Annotated in this window: 11 protein-coding genes; 1 reads left to right on the forward strand and 10 read right to left on the reverse strand. The window is 44.5% G+C overall.

The genetic code is table 11. The annotated features are described in order from the left end of the window. Positions 1–549 precede the first annotated feature (549 nt). The 5 genes from Q4563_RS13990 to Q4563_RS14010 form a co-directional block, all read right to left on the reverse strand. Positions 550–2193, reverse strand: a complete 1644-nt coding sequence (locus Q4563_RS13990; RefSeq protein WP_303604886.1) for a sulfatase family protein — start codon at positions 2191–2193, stop codon at positions 550–552. A 115-nt stretch (positions 2194–2308) separates the two neighbouring features. Then, positions 2309–3673, reverse strand: a complete 1365-nt coding sequence (locus Q4563_RS13995) for an alpha-L-fucosidase (protein ID WP_303604887.1) — start codon at positions 3671–3673, stop codon at positions 2309–2311. A 111-nt stretch (positions 3674–3784) separates the two neighbouring features. After that, positions 3785–5614: an arylsulfatase gene (locus Q4563_RS14000; protein ID WP_303604928.1), complete on the reverse strand. Its 1830-nt coding sequence runs from the start codon at positions 5612–5614 to the stop codon at positions 3785–3787. Between the two features lie 265 nt (positions 5615–5879). Continuing rightward, positions 5880–6758: an FCD domain-containing protein gene (locus Q4563_RS14005; protein WP_215975091.1), complete on the reverse strand. Its 879-nt coding sequence runs from the start codon at positions 6756–6758 to the stop codon at positions 5880–5882. 600 nt (positions 6759–7358) lie between these two features. Further along, positions 7359–8873, reverse strand: coding sequence for a sulfatase family protein (locus Q4563_RS14010; RefSeq protein WP_303604888.1), 1515 nt, complete (start codon positions 8871–8873; stop codon positions 7359–7361). 356 nt (positions 8874–9229) lie between these two features. Between Q4563_RS14010 and Q4563_RS14015 the strand changes: the two genes are divergently transcribed. After that, complete coding sequence (locus Q4563_RS14015) at positions 9230–9439, forward strand: hypothetical protein (RefSeq protein WP_303604889.1); 210 nt, start codon at positions 9230–9232, stop codon at positions 9437–9439. A gap of 319 nt (positions 9440–9758) precedes the next feature. On the opposite strand, the gene Q4563_RS14025 is transcribed toward Q4563_RS14015, so the two are convergent. The 5 genes from Q4563_RS14025 to Q4563_RS14045 all read right to left on the reverse strand — a co-directional run bounded on the left by Q4563_RS14025 (position 9759) and on the right by Q4563_RS14045 (position 17641). Continuing rightward, entirely contained in the window at positions 9759–12050 is a 2292-nt protein-coding gene (locus Q4563_RS14025; RefSeq protein ID WP_303604890.1) for a thioredoxin domain-containing protein, read from the reverse strand. A 6-nt stretch (positions 12051–12056) separates the two neighbouring features. Next, positions 12057–15182, reverse strand: a complete 3126-nt coding sequence (locus Q4563_RS14030) for a CRTAC1 family protein (RefSeq protein ID WP_303604891.1) — start codon at positions 15180–15182, stop codon at positions 12057–12059. An 805-nt stretch (positions 15183–15987) separates the two neighbouring features. Beyond that, on the reverse strand, positions 15988–16146 hold the full coding sequence (locus Q4563_RS14035; protein WP_303604892.1) for a YqaE/Pmp3 family membrane protein: 159 nt from the start codon (positions 16144–16146) through the stop codon (positions 15988–15990). A gap of 71 nt (positions 16147–16217) precedes the next feature. Then, positions 16218–16781, reverse strand: a complete 564-nt coding sequence (locus Q4563_RS14040) for a type 1 glutamine amidotransferase domain-containing protein (protein WP_303604893.1) — start codon at positions 16779–16781, stop codon at positions 16218–16220. 200 nt (positions 16782–16981) lie between these two features. After that, complete coding sequence (locus Q4563_RS14045; protein WP_303604894.1) at positions 16982–17641, reverse strand: NADPH-dependent FMN reductase; 660 nt, start codon at positions 17639–17641, stop codon at positions 16982–16984. Positions 17642–17654 lie beyond the last annotated feature (13 nt).

Consider the following 17654-nt stretch of genomic DNA (forward strand, 5'->3'; position numbering starts at 1 on the left):
GTTGCTGCTGCCATTGCGACGCACAGACGATTCAGTCTCATAGTCATGTTGCTACCCATCGTTATCTGATTTATTTAATTATATTTTCCGGGCTTGCTAGCGCAGGCCCGGAGATTAATGAGCTAAGCCTAGGCCATTGGGCTAAAGGGCTCGCGCTGCCTTGGGTACTGTTTTCTTATGGACTGCAGCGACTTATTTAACAGTTAGGCTTACCGTCTATCGATTGTTTTTTATTAATAATAGCACAATATTTCCACATAATTGAGATGGGTGTCAACCGCCTTAACGAATAATTTCGTGTGTAAAGTTGGAACCTTGGAGGTGCTATTTTGCGCCAATCCTAAGGTAGGCAAGCAGTAAAACGGGCGGCTGGCGCTCGGCAGACAAGGACAAGGACAAGGACAAGGACAAGGACAAGGACAGTATCGCACAGGCCGCCTTGTCGTTAAGGGGCCTGCGCGATACGTATTACCTCTGCCACCCGACAGGCCTAGTGGTGAACCTGTAGGGCGTTAGAGGTACTCGCTATTAACTCTGTGGTTGTTAACCTCAGCGTTTAACAGCTTGCTCATAGACGGTGGGGAAATCCAAGGGTTTACCCGGTGGTGTCGTTTCTAGCATCCACTGTTCGGGGAACCTTGCCTGATCCGCACCAGACTCTCGCCGGTAGACAAACCCTCGGCTTTTACGCTCGGTATAAGGCACCGTATTTAAGCCACGATTATTAGTAAGCTGTCGATACAAACGCTCACGTAAATCCACTCTTACGTTTTCGTACTGCTCGTCAAAAATGAGGTTGTTCATTTCATTCGGATCTTTATCCAGATCATAAAGCTCTTCGAGATCCCAGATACCGTGATACTGAATGTATTTCATATTATCCCGAACAATCGAAAATGTTGTGGGGGTCGCCGGGAAAGTCCACTCCCAGTAGTACTCGTAAACAAAATCTTGTTGATCCCACTCTTCCCACGAAGCATCACCCGTAATAATAGGCAGTGTATTTTGCCCATCGAAATGCTCGGGCGCATTGACCCCTGCTATCGCTAAGAACGTTGGCGCCAAGTCGAGATTGCGAATACGTGCATCGCTGACTTTGCCCTCTGGTACCAAGCCAGGCAGTGAAACAATCATGGGGACACGAACAGACTCTTCGTAGGCGTTGCGCTTATCGGTCAGACCGTGTTGCCCCCATAGATAGCCATTATCACTAAAGAAAACGACCATCGTATTTTTATCCAGGCCCGTCTCTTTCAGGTACTGCAAAGTAACACCGACGCTATCGTCCACAGCACTGAGCACTTGGTCACAATCCCGTTTCTCATCCATCATGGTTTCTAGCCCTTGAGGATGCTTGATATCTGACCCGTGCCAACTATTGCGCTGGTTTTGAACCCACATCGGCTTGTTGCGGTTGTTCTTCTCCGTATTGTGCGCATTGTCAGGAATCTCCATAGTTAAGTCTGCATATTGATTTTTATGTCGCTGCGCAGGTCTGCAAACTGTGTGCACGGCTTTATGAGACATATAGAGAAAAAACGGCTTGGATGGATCGCGAAGCTCTTTAAGCCAATGCATCTGATAATTAGTGAGCTCGTCGGTCATGTAAGTAGTGCGCTCAACATCCTCACCATTTACATTCAAAGTTTGGGTTTGATTTTCACCAAAATCGCCCTTAGGCAAGTAGGTTCCCTGCCCCTTAAAACTCACCCAATAATCGAAACCCGGGCGCGGGTTGTCAGTTTTACGGCCTAAGTGCCACTTACCAATAAACGCGGTCTCGTAACCCGCTTCTTGTAGGTAGGATGGAAAATAGGTCAGATGATCTTCGCTTGAGTCGTTATTGTCGACAATACGATGGTTTCGCGTGGTCATCCCAGTCAGGATGGTTGCCCGACTAGGCGAACACAGAGAGGTCGTCACTGCCGCACCGGGGAAATAGGTTCCCTGCTCTGCCAACGCATCAATATTAGGAGTATTAAGGCGCGGATTAACAAAGCCGAAGTTATCAGTAGGCAAGTCATCCAAAAGAATAAAGACAACATTCTTTTTCGCATCGATTTTTTCAACCGTGTCGGCAGAGACTGCCACTGCAGTGAGGCCAAGCCAACTCAATAAGAGCCAAACCACAGGCAGTGTTACTTTGCTCAAAAGATAACTCAGGGGTAACCGAGTGTAAGTAGTTTTAGGCATTGTTATTATCCTTTCCCTGCTATCCAGGGGAAACTATATGACTCAATATTCAATAGTTCGCGGAGTGGTTCTGTTAAGTTAAACAGCATCACTCCGCGACATAGCAGCTTTACATCTACATTTCAATTTTAATGACTGGCACCAGTGAATCAGAATACGTTGCAGGGAGCAAAAGGGCATTTTCGCCATCAATCATTTCTAGACGCGCATTAGGAGCCTGAAGTAATGTGGCTGAGCGCACTGTGATTTCTGGATGCAGTAACAGCTTTCCATCTTTGGGGGCTTCAAACACGTGCGCATAAATCACACCATCTTTACTGGTGTATCGACCCCACACAGGCTTCTCGTAAGGGCTGGCGTCTGCACCATAGACGGCCTCACCATTTTGCTCCAGCCAATCCCCCATCGCAGCCAACCTTTCCACACTCGGCACTGGAATTTCACCTGCTGCGGTTGGCCCTACGTTCAACAATAAGTTGCCGCCTTTCGAGACGATATCAACCAGGCTTTCTATCAGCTCTTGTTTGCTTTTCCAGTTATCGTCAACAGATTTAAAACCCCATGTATCATTCATGGTAAGACACGACTCCCAGTCAATCCCTTCAATACCCGTGTCTGGAATTTCTTTTTCTGGCGTACCAAAGTCTCCGGCAAAGTTGCCTTCTTTGTTCATACCACTCATGCCGGCACGGCCTTTGTCTACTCGGTTATTGACAATGGCATTGGGCTGCAACTCACGGATAAAGTCATAAATCTCTTTACCCATCTCTGTGGTGTAATCTGGAATCCAGTCGCCATCAAACCAAACAACGGCAACATCCCCATAGTTAGTCAGAAGCTCTCTAAGTTGAGGCTTCATATAGTTTTCGTAGTATTTAGGAAAGTCAGGATTGGATATCGTTTTGTCCGTTTGCCCCGCATTGTAGTGTGGGTATAAAGGCGCTTGGGCATCCGGATGATGCCAGTCGACAATCGAGTAATAGAAGCCGAGCTTGATACCTTCTTTTCGTGCAGCCTCGGCCAACTCAGCCAAAATATCTCGCTTAAATGGGCTTGCATCCATAATATCGTAGTCGCTCACCTCTGAATCCCACAAACCAAAACCTTCGTGGTGTTTAGTGGTGATAACGATATATTTCATGCCCGCATCTTTGGCGATCTTGACCCATTTTTCCGCGTCAAATTCTTCCGGATTAAATTGTGGTGCGAATTGCTCATATTCGGCGACCGGGATTTGCAGCTTCTCCATAATCCACTCTGCATTACCTTCTACCGTCTGACCTTTATAGGTTCCCGCGGGCACGGCATAAAGACCCCAGTGAATAAACATGCCAAAGCGAGCATCTTTCCACCACTGCATTCTTTGCTCATCGGACAGTTCAGGGTTCTTTGCGATCGGTTTATCTTGCGCGCTGAGCTGGGCACATCCCAGCTGAAACAACACCGCCAAAATCAGCACGAAACGTATGGTTATTTTCATTACTCTGTACTCCTAAAACCTGCCAGTGGCAGAGGATAAGCCCCAGCGTTTAGGGCTGTGACTAACAAGGTTGCCGGACTGGCAAACTGCCAGTCCATTGTTTTCGAATCACTACAGTTTTTTAACAGTTACGTAGTAAGCCCCAAGCTCCTCCTTTGCTTTGTTAACGAACGCCGCCGCCAACTTTCCCTTACCTTTTTCTAGAGATGTTTTAAAAGTGATATGCGTTGCCGAATCATCGACTTTCGCTTCTAACCTTTTTCCCTCGATCGTCATGTAGGCTAACTCTGCATCAAAGGCCTCACCTTTGAAATCACGATAAGAGCGGTCGCCCGCAACAGGTTGACCGGCCGGCATGCCACTGCTGATGGGAGTATTTGCTTCTTCGGGCCAACGGCGCAACTCAAACTCGTACTCTCCCGCCTCTACCACGTTCACCCACCAATATCCTTTATGCTCGCCATCGTCTTCCCTCACACCTTGACGGATATAGGATTGCTTCCAGGGCACTATTTTGTTGTGGCCAAGCCAGTCATGACTGTTAAGGTAAACAGGATTTGCTTGTTCTGAGCCCAGATAGATTGGTGTCGGCTCGCCAAAGGTTGGCTCAAGCTCTTGCCACCACTGCTCATAAAATTCTCTAAGACGCTTAACCACCTCAGGGTGCTGACCCGCAATGTCATTTTCTTGCCCAGGATCTCGGGTAATATCGTAAAGCTCCTCACCATTTACCAGACGCCATTGATCAGTCATCACCGCGCTTTTACGCCATTTAATAGGATCAAGAACACGCTGTGAATCCGTGACAAGGATGCGGTCCGGCCAGTCGGTACTATCGCCCTCAACCAGTGCGTGAATGTTCACACCGTCGAATTTAATACCTTCGGGGGCTGCAGTATTTGTGTAATCAAGAAGCGTCGGAACAATATCCACATAAGAGGTGATGGTATCGACAATCTTCCCTTCGTTTAGCCCAGCTTCAGGCCAGTGCATAAAGAACGGTACTCGATGGCCACCATCGTATTCGCTGCCTTTATTACCGCGCATACCACTGTTGTAAACAGCCGCCCCGGCAGATGAACCATTATCTGTGGTGTAAATAAAAATTGTGTTTTGATCCAGATTATTCTTCTTTAAATAACTACGAAGCTTTGCAATATTGTCATCAATATTGGTAATCATTCCGTAGAAGTGCGTCGTTGACTCTGGCTTTTCCGGCAGACCTTTATTAGCGTATAGGTCCGCATACTCTTTCGGAGCGTGCATAGGACCGTGGGGCGCATTCGCACTAATATAGGTAAAGAAGGGTTTACCACTGTCTTTTACTGAGTCTATATATTGAATAGCCTCTTTAAACAACACATCCGTTACAAAACCTTTAGCAGGCTCCGGCTCTCCATTGCGAAAATAAGAACCATCAAAATAGGCGTTATTCCAATAATCAGGCGTTTGGCCAACACCACCGCCACCGTGATAATAAGCGTGCTCGAACCCACGATCCATAGGTCGATAAGGGTAGTTATCTCCGAGGTGCCACTTGCCAATCATAGCGGTGTGATAGCCATTGGCTTGTAACATGTCCGCAATCGTAACTTCATCTTCACGCAGCATCGAGCGGCCCATGATGGTGTGCCAAACACCGGTGCGATTCGTCCAACGCCCCGTCAGCAAAGCCGCACGCGTGGGCGAACAGGTAGGCGCGACGTGGTAATCCGTCAAGCTGACGCTTTCTTTGGCTAGCTGATCGATATTAGGTGTTTGAACAAAAGGATTACCATGGACACCGAGGTCACCATAGCCTTGGTCGTCCGTGATGACGAACACAATATTCGGGCGATCGGTTGAGCGTTCGGAGGTTATTTCTTTTGGGCGCTCTTCGGTGGCACAGCCAAATAGGGCCATCCCAAGGAGCACCACAATGAATGTTGCAAGTTTTGGCATCACAAACATTTCCTGTCTAAGTGTTGTTATATTGAGCCGCCCCAAGAAATCGATGACACTTGCCAATAACGGCAAAAGCTACTTAGCTCGACTTCAATGTGCGGCCTTTCTGACCACTCGCACTACCTATACCGGCCATGACCAACCTCCCTGGCACCGGACAGTATTTTATTAATAATAGTACAGCGGTAAATTTACCCAACTCTCGATACAAAGTCAATGTTTGGTGCTCACGCGGCAAAAAGGCTCTGGGCCTTGCCCTCACCTACGGCTGCTCTGACTCCTGATTCACACTGGTGGCGCACGCCAGCAACGTTCGTTCGGCCGAATCCAAGTGCACTTCGAGCGCCTGAACCGCAGAGGCAACATCCTGCGCCAAAATGGCGACCAGTAAATCAATATGTTCATTAAGCGCCACCCAAAAGCGCTCCTTTTCACCTTCTTTTTTCCATTGGTAATGGTAGTGACATACAAATGAGACCACCTCGAAAAACTGCTTAATAAACCGGTTATTGGCACCCGACTGAATCGCTGTATGTAGCCGTGCATCCAGATCTGGCACTTCACGATAGCGCTTATCAAAGCTTTTTTTCACCTCTTTATGGGCCGACAGAATGTCTCGCAACTCGTCCCAGACCGGATGCCCCTCGTCGCGACTCATAAGCTTCACTAGGGCTCTCATCTCCAACACCTTGCGAAACTCAATCAGCTCCCCCGCAAAATCTTCATCGAACTCAACCATTTGCCACTGCCCGCGAGGTGGCTTCTCAATGAGACCAAACCGAGAAAACTTAACCAGAAACTCTCTAACGGTGACGGTATTGCAGCCGGACTGTTTCGCTAATTCAAGCTCTGAAAATCGATCGCCCGGTAATAATTTTCCGCTGTTAATCATTGAGAGAAAGTAACGTTGCACCTCCTCCTCTTTGGAGGAAGCAGCGCTGCTGATGTCATAATAATCTTGCTTTTGCGGCGCTCTGACCACCCGCTTACCCTGGCTATCACGCTTAATTATTCCTTTTTTCTCAAGACCCTCGATCACTGTTCGGATCGTGGTCCGGCTGACATCCAGCTCAAAAGCAAGTGACAAATCGCTCGCCAGATACGGATCAGAAGATTTTTCGAGGCCCTTCAATTGGTCCAAGAGGAGATTGCTAGTTTTCTGTACTAGATAGCTTTTTTTCACGTATACACCCTCGGTGTGAAGTCTGCTTGTTGATAAAGCACGGCATTAATATACTGGCCAACGGTCGGTATACTACTAAAAATAAACACTTCGCACTAAAAAGACAGTGCAATTGATCTCTTTCTACATAATCGCCGCTTGACGATCTTAAGCCTGCTTAACCTACCGCTTTTAGCAAAACCCAACCGACGCATAGTCAATGACTACCTTTTAGCCTATCCAGAACGAACAAGAATAATCAGATACCGCTGCACCCCCTTTGAGTCAGAACTCTCGTATGGGCAAGGAATTGACCCCGTTATATATTGCAATAGCCGCTGCCAATACAATCAGAATACCGAGCCGTGGGAGTTTTCTGGTTATCGTGGCTGTGGGTGACGATCAGGATGGCTGGAGAGCCGGCAGACATTAAAGCTATGGCGCGGGTTACCGAAGAATAAAATGTAAGAATATATCCAGAGGGCACAACACTCCATGTCATGCTCTTTGCCTACCGTTCTATATACGATGCACACTTGCGCCGCCTGGTACAATGCTTACCGTTAGCGGCTGGGCGTATTATCGGTACTCATTGCTCCTTATATGATCCAGTTTAGACTGCAATTGAGCAACAATTTTAGGATGCTTTGCCGCTACATTTTTTGTTTCGCCCGGGTCTTGAGCTAGGTTATATAATTGTACTTTGACACCATCCTCTGTTGCCTTTTCTCGGACTGGGGCTGTAAAACCTCCCGAGCCCAAGCCCTCCACGAGCTTCCATTCCCCCTCGCGGATAGCAAACATTCCATCCACGGAGTGGTGTATCAGGGGCTCCCGCGTAACCTTGGCTGCGCCCCCCAATAGAACTGGCGAAATATCAACGCTGTCGGGTGCAGAAGTGTCCGCAAGAGCCACATCTGTTAGGGTCGCAAACGTCGCCATTAAGTCGGCCAAGGTCGCCGGTTGATCGCTTACCGTATTTTGAGGAATGTGGTTAGGCCAGGTAAAAAGGAGCGGAACCCGGTGCCCCCCTTCATAGATGTCTGCCTTTTGCCCTCTGAGTGAGCCATTCGCGTAGTGGCCATATTTTTCTATATCTACCGTGAGCCAATTTGCCCCATTATCCGACGTAAAGACGACGAGTGTATTTTCGGCCACTCCGGCGGACTCAAGGGCGTTATAAACTTGCCCAACTACATGATCAACTTGCACGTTGAAATCGCCGTAATACCCAGCCTCACTCTTACCAATAAACGCCTCCGACGGCAGCCAAGGTGTATGAGGCGCGGTTAGAGAAAAGTAGAGAAAAAATGGCTCGCCGTCGCTTTGGCCTCGCGTGTGAATATAGTGAACAGCTTTTTCTGTAAGAGTGGGCAACACTTTCTGGTGGTCAAAACCCTCTGCAATTTCCCCTTTGCGCCACATACCACCCCCGCCGCCACGACGTCGCTCACTAGCTTCCACCAGTTTTCCTGTCATAGGCGTAAGGGGCTGGCCATTCTCGATGTAAACATAGGGCTTCATATCAAGACTGGCGGGAGTACCGAAAAAGTAATCAAAGCCTACCTCGTTAGGGCCCGGCCGCAGACGCTTGGAATCCACTGCCGGACTCTCGCCCTCAGTCACAGGTACACCATAGTAACTAGGCTCACCATTACCAAGCCCCAAGTGCCACTTGCCAATGCCGGCTGTGTGATACCCCTGCTTACGCAGCATTGATGCGATGGTTTCCCGGCCGGGCTCAATCAGAAGGGGAGAATACCCCCAAAGCACCCCTGTCTTGAGATGGGTACGCCACGCATAGCGTCCCGTCAACAATGAATAACGGCTAGGAGTGCAGACAGAGGAGGGGGTATGCGCGTCCGTAAATCGCATGCCTGCTGCAGCCATATCATCGAGGTTGGGCGTTGGAATCAAACTTTTCTCATTGTAAGCGCCAATGTCTCCATAGCCCATGTCATCGGCTAGGATCACAACAATATTGGGCCGCCCCGTGCGATCATCACCTGAAGGCTCCAGCTTCTCTAGGCCATAACAGACATTCACTGACAACAAAGCCAGCAGCGTGAATAAATAACAAGGATAAGTGCGCACGTAACTCATACTCCGTAGACAATTATAAAGGGACGTAGAAAACCACCCTAATACGACCAACTTGATTCATTACGGCTTCGCATCCAGACCTAGGAAAATGTTCCGGCACACCCAAATCAGTGTTTTACCACCAGAGACACCGATCTAAAAACTCGGATTTACCAACCGACAGATCATTGAATATTATTAATAAAGACCACAAAGGGTGAATATATTAAAAATCAGCCGTAAAATCAACGGGCGTTTGACTGATGGGCAATAAGAGCTTGTATCCGCAATAGTGCTGAATGTCATTCAAATGAATATACCGCCTACCAGTAACTGAGTAGCGGGTTTACAGGGCATAAGCGCAACCGTTGCGTTACAACAGAGAAACCATCGGCCAGAATAACTTGCGCTACAATGACTCTGACTCACTCAATTTTCGACTCGACTACCGCCGCCAGCTAGGTACTACACAAGTTTTTGCGTTTATCGACATCATTAACTTCAACCAACGAAGTGGCATGATAAAACCAGAAAGAGGCGGCCTCTTGCCACTGCTGGTGTTGCATTTTGAATGGTGACCGCAGGCGCAACCAATTGAAACACACCCTCGTTTCCGGGATGGGTTCCAAAATGGGTATGGATACCACCAACAAATGGCCCGGTGAAACCGACCGCGAATGGGATGAACCTTTCGAAATGGACCCCGCAGTCAAGATGCACTGTGGGATGAACTGGATATTCTTTAGCCCTCAGCACTACAGCTAGTCGACAATAGGTGAACGTTCTTAAATCAAACCCAATGCGATTTTAGTGCTTAATGTCGACATGATAGAGAAGCTCATTCAACTTAGAAATAAGCTTCTCTATTTAGACTAATAAATTTGAGTGATATTTATATTAGAAGACAATAAAACTCTCTTCAGGGAACAAACACATTCTGTCGTTGCAAGCTTGCAAAGGTAATTTTATCATTACCCTTTCGACCGCCTTTGCCGGAACCTTACTAATTGATATTTTGAAATCGCCTTCGAACAAGCTTAAGGGCTCATCTTGAAACCCGAGCTTCAGTATTGAATGTTCTGGATAATCAACCATCAATTCCGCGCTTGATTGAATGATTGTGGGTGCCAAATAGTCTTGCAACGGCTTCGTTGAATTTATGTGCCAACCAGGCTTGAGACTAAATTGTAACTCAATAGAGAAACACTTCGTCTCAACCACCTCAGTGCATGTAATATCTAAACGACCAGCACCTTTGCCAAAATATCGAATATCCCCTGAACTTCCATTAACCTCATTATTTATGTATAGCAAAGAAGAAAATCGATTAATTGGTGACTCGGAAATTTGACTTTTAATTTGAGCAACACTTTTCTTGTTGGAATTAAATAATTCAGCCTGCAAGATTCTCTGCTCAAGCGCCAGACCTACTTCCTGCAAAATGATTATTGGAGAAATTAACTCGCCATCCAATAAGCTAGATAATGTGTTTACACCTAAAGCAGCTAAACTACCGCCTCCGGAAAGAGTAGATTCAACTGTAGCAGATTGAAAAATTATTCTAGCGCGCTCTAACCATTTTTGGTCTTGTGTGGCGTCATATAACCTAATAAAACCTCGACCAAGATAGGCATAATCCTCGAGACTAAAAAGCTCTTGACTCCGATCCGAGGTTCTAAATAGCCGACCTGTTTTAGAATCAAATCTAGAGTCCCACAAGAAATCTCCAACATTTGTGGCAATATTTAAATATTTATTATCTCCAAGCTCCACTGAAGCCGCTGCAAGGGAGTAAATCATAAGCCCGTTCCAGCTGGTAATGATCTTATCGTCCCTGTGCAAAACACCTCGATTATGACGTTGCTCAGACATCTTATTTAAGACATCCGACACCTTAGAATTTCTCTTACTTTCATCAACTAGAATTCCAGATTTAACACCCTGTTTTATATCTTTAGGAGTAAATAGGTAAGAGGTAATACCTTGAACCTTCAACACATCCACTAATTCAGCTTCTGGCCACAAATAATACCCGCCTTCTTGGCCGTTAAAATCTGCATCTAATGCAGAGTAAAATCCCTTCCCTTCGCGATAGAGTTCTTCAATTGAAAAATCTAATGTTTGCTTTGCAACAAACAAATAACTATTCCGATAAAAAAGCTGCCAAGCTTCTAGATAGACTTGCGACATTAATGCTTGGTTGTACAACATTTTTTCATAGTGAGGAATCATCCATTTACTATCTGTTGAATATCGATGAAACCCACCACTAACATGATCTCGAATTCCTCCCTTCATCATATTATTCAACTGCAGCACCAACAAACGTTCAAACTCAGGGCTTTTAGCTCTCCTCAACTCATCAAGCATATACAGCAATAGTGATTCTTGAGGAAACTTAACATTTCCTTTTATTCCACCAGATTTATGATCTAGCTCAGATAATATTTTCTTTTTAGAGTCACTCAAAAGTTCGTAAGAATCAATATCATTTTTATCGTCACCAGAGCTTTCCTCAACTGTGACCATGTTGGCCATTGTTTTTGCAGTTGAAAGTAAAAATTCAGGATTGTTTTTCCAGGCAGAATTTACACGGCCTAACAAAGTCACGAGCTTATCTTTAGAAAGATAAGAGCTAATGTAAATTGGCAGTCCTTCACTATTAATAATGGCCGTTATAGGCCATCCAGCGGAGCCTGTTACCGCTTCCAATACTGAGGCGTAATAAGAATCAATTTGCGGCAATTCCTCTCTATCAACTTTAATCGCAACATAAGAGCCATTAATTTCCTTAGCCACTCCCACATCAGAAAAACTTTCCTTTTTCATGACATGACACCAGTGGCAAGTTGAATAACCAATTGAGAGAAATATTAATTTATTGTTTCTTCTCGCCTCCATCAAAATATTAGATCGCCAAGGCTTCCAATTAATAGGATTTTTTGCATGTTGGCGTAAATAAGGAGATGTGCTATCAACTAGAGCATTTAGATGCATTCCTTGTGCATCAGAAAACACTACATCTTTTGTCTTTTTTTCAGCAGATCTTAACCAACCATCAAACTTAACCTTTTCAGATTCAGGAATTTGCGGCGGCGCCATATAGTCTGCCTTAGCTTTCACTTGAAAACTAAGGCAGAAAGCAAAACACAATAAACCAAATAATTTTACAGCCTTGAAATTAATCAACTTAAATTACTTCTGTTTCACTACATGAGAACGATTCAGAGCTAACGTATTTAGAACTGTTTTCTCTCCATTTGGCCAAACAATATCCACTTTAACAATTGCATTATCACCCAAGCCGATATGCTGCTCTTTCGGATGAACCGACATATAGCCAATTGTGCTATGAATCTCTCTCCAGATTTTCTGCCCAGCAGAGGTATAAAGCACGATACGCGCACCAATGGCGTCTCTAGATACACCTTTATCCGGGTTACCAACAAGCTTAATTTTCACCCAGCTCGATTCGCCCAATTCATTCCTATAGAAATACGCTTTCTCGTGATAGTTATTAAGAATAACGTCTAAATCACCATCATTATCAAAGTCCAAATAGGCTGCACTTCTTGAGTTACCAACCAAGTCCATTCCCGATTCTTTCGATCGATTATTCAGCTTTCCATTTTGATTAACAAAGAACACATTAGACTCTTTTGTCGACACTGGAATATAGACATTCTTTTCTTCATTGGAATTTGGATCGGTATAATATGGATTTTCATTACTATAAATATTAAATTCATTCATACCATTGGTGACATATAAATCATTATCCCCATCATTATCAAAATCGAAAAAATCAGCATCCCATGACCATCCTGTAGATGAATACCCCCTTCCAACAGCATCACTTAATTCATATGAAGGATTATCGACCGACTTAGATAAAAACAAATCATTCGCCTCGACAACTCTCATATTTGCCAGCTTTTCAGCGTTGAACTTCATAGTTGTATCTTCATTGGGCAAAACATATTTTTCATCTTTATTCATAGTCACAATATTTGATATGTATATATCCGGCTGTAAATCTTGATTTAAATCGGCAATACCAATATTCATTGTGTAGGATGGCTTGTCAGTGCCTATTTCTTTCGAAATATCTTTGAATTTATTATTCCCAAGGTTTTTCAAATACGCATTAACACCAAAATCATTTCCAACAATAATATCTTGCAGGCCATCCCCATCAAGATCTGTATGGGCCACAGCTTGCCCCCAACCGGTATTTTCAGTGCCGCTGCCTTCACTGATATTTTTAAATTTAAAATCACCCATGTTTTTAAACAATTGATTGGGCAACCCATTGTCGTTTCTTCTTTTTAGAGTAGGCAAGACACCCTTCGTGTAATGGCCAAAATAAGTAATATAGATATCCAGCAAACCATCATTATCAAAATCAGCCACAGTGGCCGGCCCACCTATTAAACCAACACCTCCTAAATTAGCCCTATCAGTGACGTCTTCAAATTTTCCATCGCCCAAATTCTTGTAGACTCGATGAATATCTTCCACATAAGTAATGACAATATCCTGAAGACCATCATTATCTAAGTCAGCAATAATGGGTTGTCGAGGCTCACCAGGGGTATTGTCTGACTCTCGCAACCACCCTAAACCAGAGGACTCCGTTATATCCACAAATCTCTTTCCACTTTGGTTTAGGTACAGCTTATTACCTAAGCCACCTAGAATTAGAATGTCATCATACCCATCGTTATTAATATCCTCCGCAGCGACCCCACCGCCACCAAATGCTGGAGGAATCGTGATAACCCCTACCCCCTTACCTTTATCCAGATAACTTCTTAACTGGCGGTTAAGCCAGTCTGATGTGCGATGCATAAAATCAATGCCAGCTTCGGACGAGACATCGGTAAAAAACTTATTATCTGACTTACTTGTGTAATCCTTATCAGAAGAAACGATTACATTATTGCCCCCATAGACACTCTTAATTGTTGCGTGCTCATCAACCTTCTTCTGTATAGACTTCAGTCCGGTGACAAAGACGTCAGATGAAATCCTCTCCTTTTTTTCAGATTTTGCAATTTCACCAGCCGTTCTCAATGACAAGACACCAAACTGAGCTATATTCTCTACAATAAGTTCTAAAGCAAAAGGGTCCGGCTGAAGCTTTGCATTAAAATCAGGAGAATTTAATGCAAATTCTAAATAGCGCCAATGCAGGCCGCTGTCTCGAAATGAGTCCATATCATAAGACTCTATAGCAACTTGTTTTTTTGCTTCCAACTTAGGAAAGAATAATGCATCTTCATATTCATTGATTTGATGTGGCATAAAAACATCAATCAAATCTTGCACGTCACTTTCTTGAATGGTTTCATGCCCCTTAGCAAGAGCAATTTTTTCTGACTCCAGATAAAAATCCCGAGAAAACAGAATTAGCGTGTCAATATAGAGACTTTGAAACTTTTTGGCCTCACCCGGATCCTTAGGCCAACTAACTCGCGCAAAATACACCTGTAAATTTCTTACAAATATTTGTTCAGTTATATTATTGTAGACCTCGTATGAGTCGACTTTTTGTTTTATTATTTTTTTGACCAGTGACAAATCTGCCAAATGAGAATCTTCCCTCCCCACAGAATCTTTACTTTCTTTATCTGCGATCTTATCTAGATTACTCGCCCCCAATAACTCCGTCCAAACTTCGACCAAATTTTCAACCGAGACTTCATGGCTATCATTCTTTCTAGCTTTTGCATCTGAGATTTTTAAAACTGCCAAACTGTGCAGATCCAATGCTTCCTTTAATTTTTCGATCACTTCTTGGCTAATTGGCAAAAGTTTTGAATTAGCATCAAACAGTGACTCTTGCTGTACCGCTAAGATCGCTCGCAAAGAATAAGCAACTGTAGAGTATTGACGCTTATCAATTTTATTAATTCTAATTTCTTGCTTGTTAGGGTAAATGATCTGCCAGTGATCATTTTCACCTCGTTGATAGCTTATTGAACTTTTCAAAGCTTGATTTAAAACATCTAAATTTACTGTGGACAAATCATTCTTAAGTGCTATTTCACTAGCGCTCTTCCAAATGAATTTGGCAAACTCCTTCTGCATTAAGTTTTTACTGAAACGTGCCTCTTTAGAAAGAGGTGTTCCAAACATAAAATCTTCTAATCTAGATGCAGTCGCATAACACTTTGGGTCTCTTTCTTTTTCCAGAAGCTTTATCTGACTGACGATATCCTCAACCGAATCTTCTGACTGTGCAGACATAGCCATCAGGCTGTATGTCGAACAAAATAGAACACATGAAATAATAGCGGTTTTACTAATCCCTAACATAGATTGGTTGCTCCATGGTCATTGGCTATTCTTGAAGGTTGTTATTTTTATACTTAGTCATCAAAAATAGCAGATATAATCGTTGATTTATGGGCTATTATGAAGGATTCCCTATAAATTAAAAAGTGTATTCAGATTACACGGTAAAAGCTTGACCCTCCCCCCCTACAGATCACTTAAGCCTTAGGCTTTTCAGCACATCAAACTTGTAAGTTAATAGCCCTAACCCAGCACGCGACACGAATCTCACAAAGCTCACTCTAGCCAAGTCGCAGAATGTAAAATTCCGCGCCAATCCGGAACATACTTATAGGGTATATAAACAACCTTACAAGGCTGACACTGGTTTATCACTGATCTGGACTGAAGTGATGAGCCACCCTTTATATTGTCGACACCTTCTAAAGCACAAAATTTAGCGTGCCAATACCGCCAAAATAGATATAATTTATCTATTGTATAGCGTACTTTCCCAACTGATAAACTATCAGGCACTCCAACAGAGCCTTAAATATATTAAATTTTGAATACTATTATGCCAAGCCATTAACATTGCCAGCGCGATTCATAAAGTGGCATTAGCGATCGTATATAGTTATCAGATTTTATGGCCGTTTAAAAAGAAGGGGGAAAGCGAAAATATCACAAGCTATGGTAGGAAAAAGTTAACGAAATTAAAACTTTTATTTATTATGAAAACCAATACTGTTCTATACCGAAATTTTTTAGCGCGGTATTTTTATATTTTACTCGACGAAAAAAGGCGAGCTCTTAAACCCGCCTTTTTATACGTAGAACTCGTTACTTACTTCTTGGCAATAATCCATATTGCATGAACAATACCTGGGATGTAGCCACACAGGGTCAACACGATATTCAACCAAAAGTGCATGCCGAAACCAACCTGTAAAAACACCCCCAGTGGGGGCAGTAAAATTGACAGTATGACTCGTATTAAATCCATGATTTATTCCTTTTTTAATGGTAATGGGTTGAGTAAAATTAACACAGCGATACGACTGCATCGATTATTGCTTAAGCCACTTGGCGCTTATGCTTACCCTCTGCCAGCTCCTCTAACACTTTAGTATTAAAGTCTTCAAGGTCATCGGGACTGCGACTGGTGACCAGCCCTTTATCAACCACAACTGAGCGATCGTGCCAGCGCGCACCGGCGTTAATTAAATCGTCTTTAACCGAAGGATAAGAAGTTAAGTCCCGGTCATTAGCTACGCCAGCGCTGATCAGTACCCAAGGTGCATGACAAATAGCGGCAACGGGTTTGTGTTGCCGAAAAAAGTCTCGGATAAACTCCAGCGCTGCCGGATCGGTTCGCAAAGTATCGGGATTAAATAAACCGCCCGGTAGAATTAACATATCATAGTCGTCACTATTGGTATCTTCCAGCGTTTTGTCGACGGTATACTCTTGACCCCAATTAGTTTTTGCCCAAGCCGTGATTTGCCAGCCATTGGGCGAAACGATTTCAACATTCACCTCTGCCGAGGTTAATGCCTCACGCGGTGATGCTAGCTCAGACTCTTCAAAGCCATCGGCTGCCAGAATGGCCACTGTTTTGCCTTGTACTGATGTAGACATAGTTACCTCCTAAGAGTTAATAATCAGTCATCAGAGGTAGAGCAAAAACCGGGCCGAGGTAATACACGTAAATTATGCGTATTTAACCCTATATTTAGCTGTTTTTTATGCAATAACTGCCATGCGCTGTAGTGTTTACAATCTCCCAGGCAGACCTGCCCAACGTTTCTTTATTGATGTGCCAATGCACGTCATAACCATTAAGGGGCGTTGCGCTCGGAAGGAGCTTTGGTGAAAGGTTTAACCAAAGCTTGAGGGTCACTCTGTTTTTTCTGTTCGGCGGCGGCCTGTGCCCACCACACCAGCTGATTAAAACTGCGGCCAAAATAATTAAACCAGGCGGCCTGATCCTCGCCGGGCATTGCCACGCCTTGCTCATCGAATACCGTTTGCGCTTTGGGTACATGAACCATGGCAGAAACCGGTAAACATCCGAGCTCCGACAGGAAGGTGCGCATACCTAGTGCTGCCCGCATACCGCCCCACTGCCCCGCTGAGTAGGTCACGATTGCGCTCGGTTTGTAAGAGAATAATGAACTGCCAAAATGATTGAGTAAATTGGACAGCGCCGGGCTTAAGCTGTGATTGTACTCAGGGCTGATCATAATATATGCATCAGCTTGTTCAATTTTTTGCGCCAATGTATCAAGAGCAGCCGGTGCGCGGCCATCTGCGTAAGCAAAATGCGGCTTAAACACTGCCTCGGCCGGGTAATCCAGTGCGTCAATCAGCTCCACCTCGTGCTCGGCAAAACCGCTGCGCCAACAGGCTAGGCACGCCTCAGCCACTCGCTGCCCTAAACGCGCGGGCTTGGGCGGGGTGCTATCGCGGACCGTCCCCAAGAACAGTAGAATTTTCATTTGGCTTACTCCG

Source organism: Gilvimarinus sp. 1_MG-2023, from assembly GCF_030548285.1.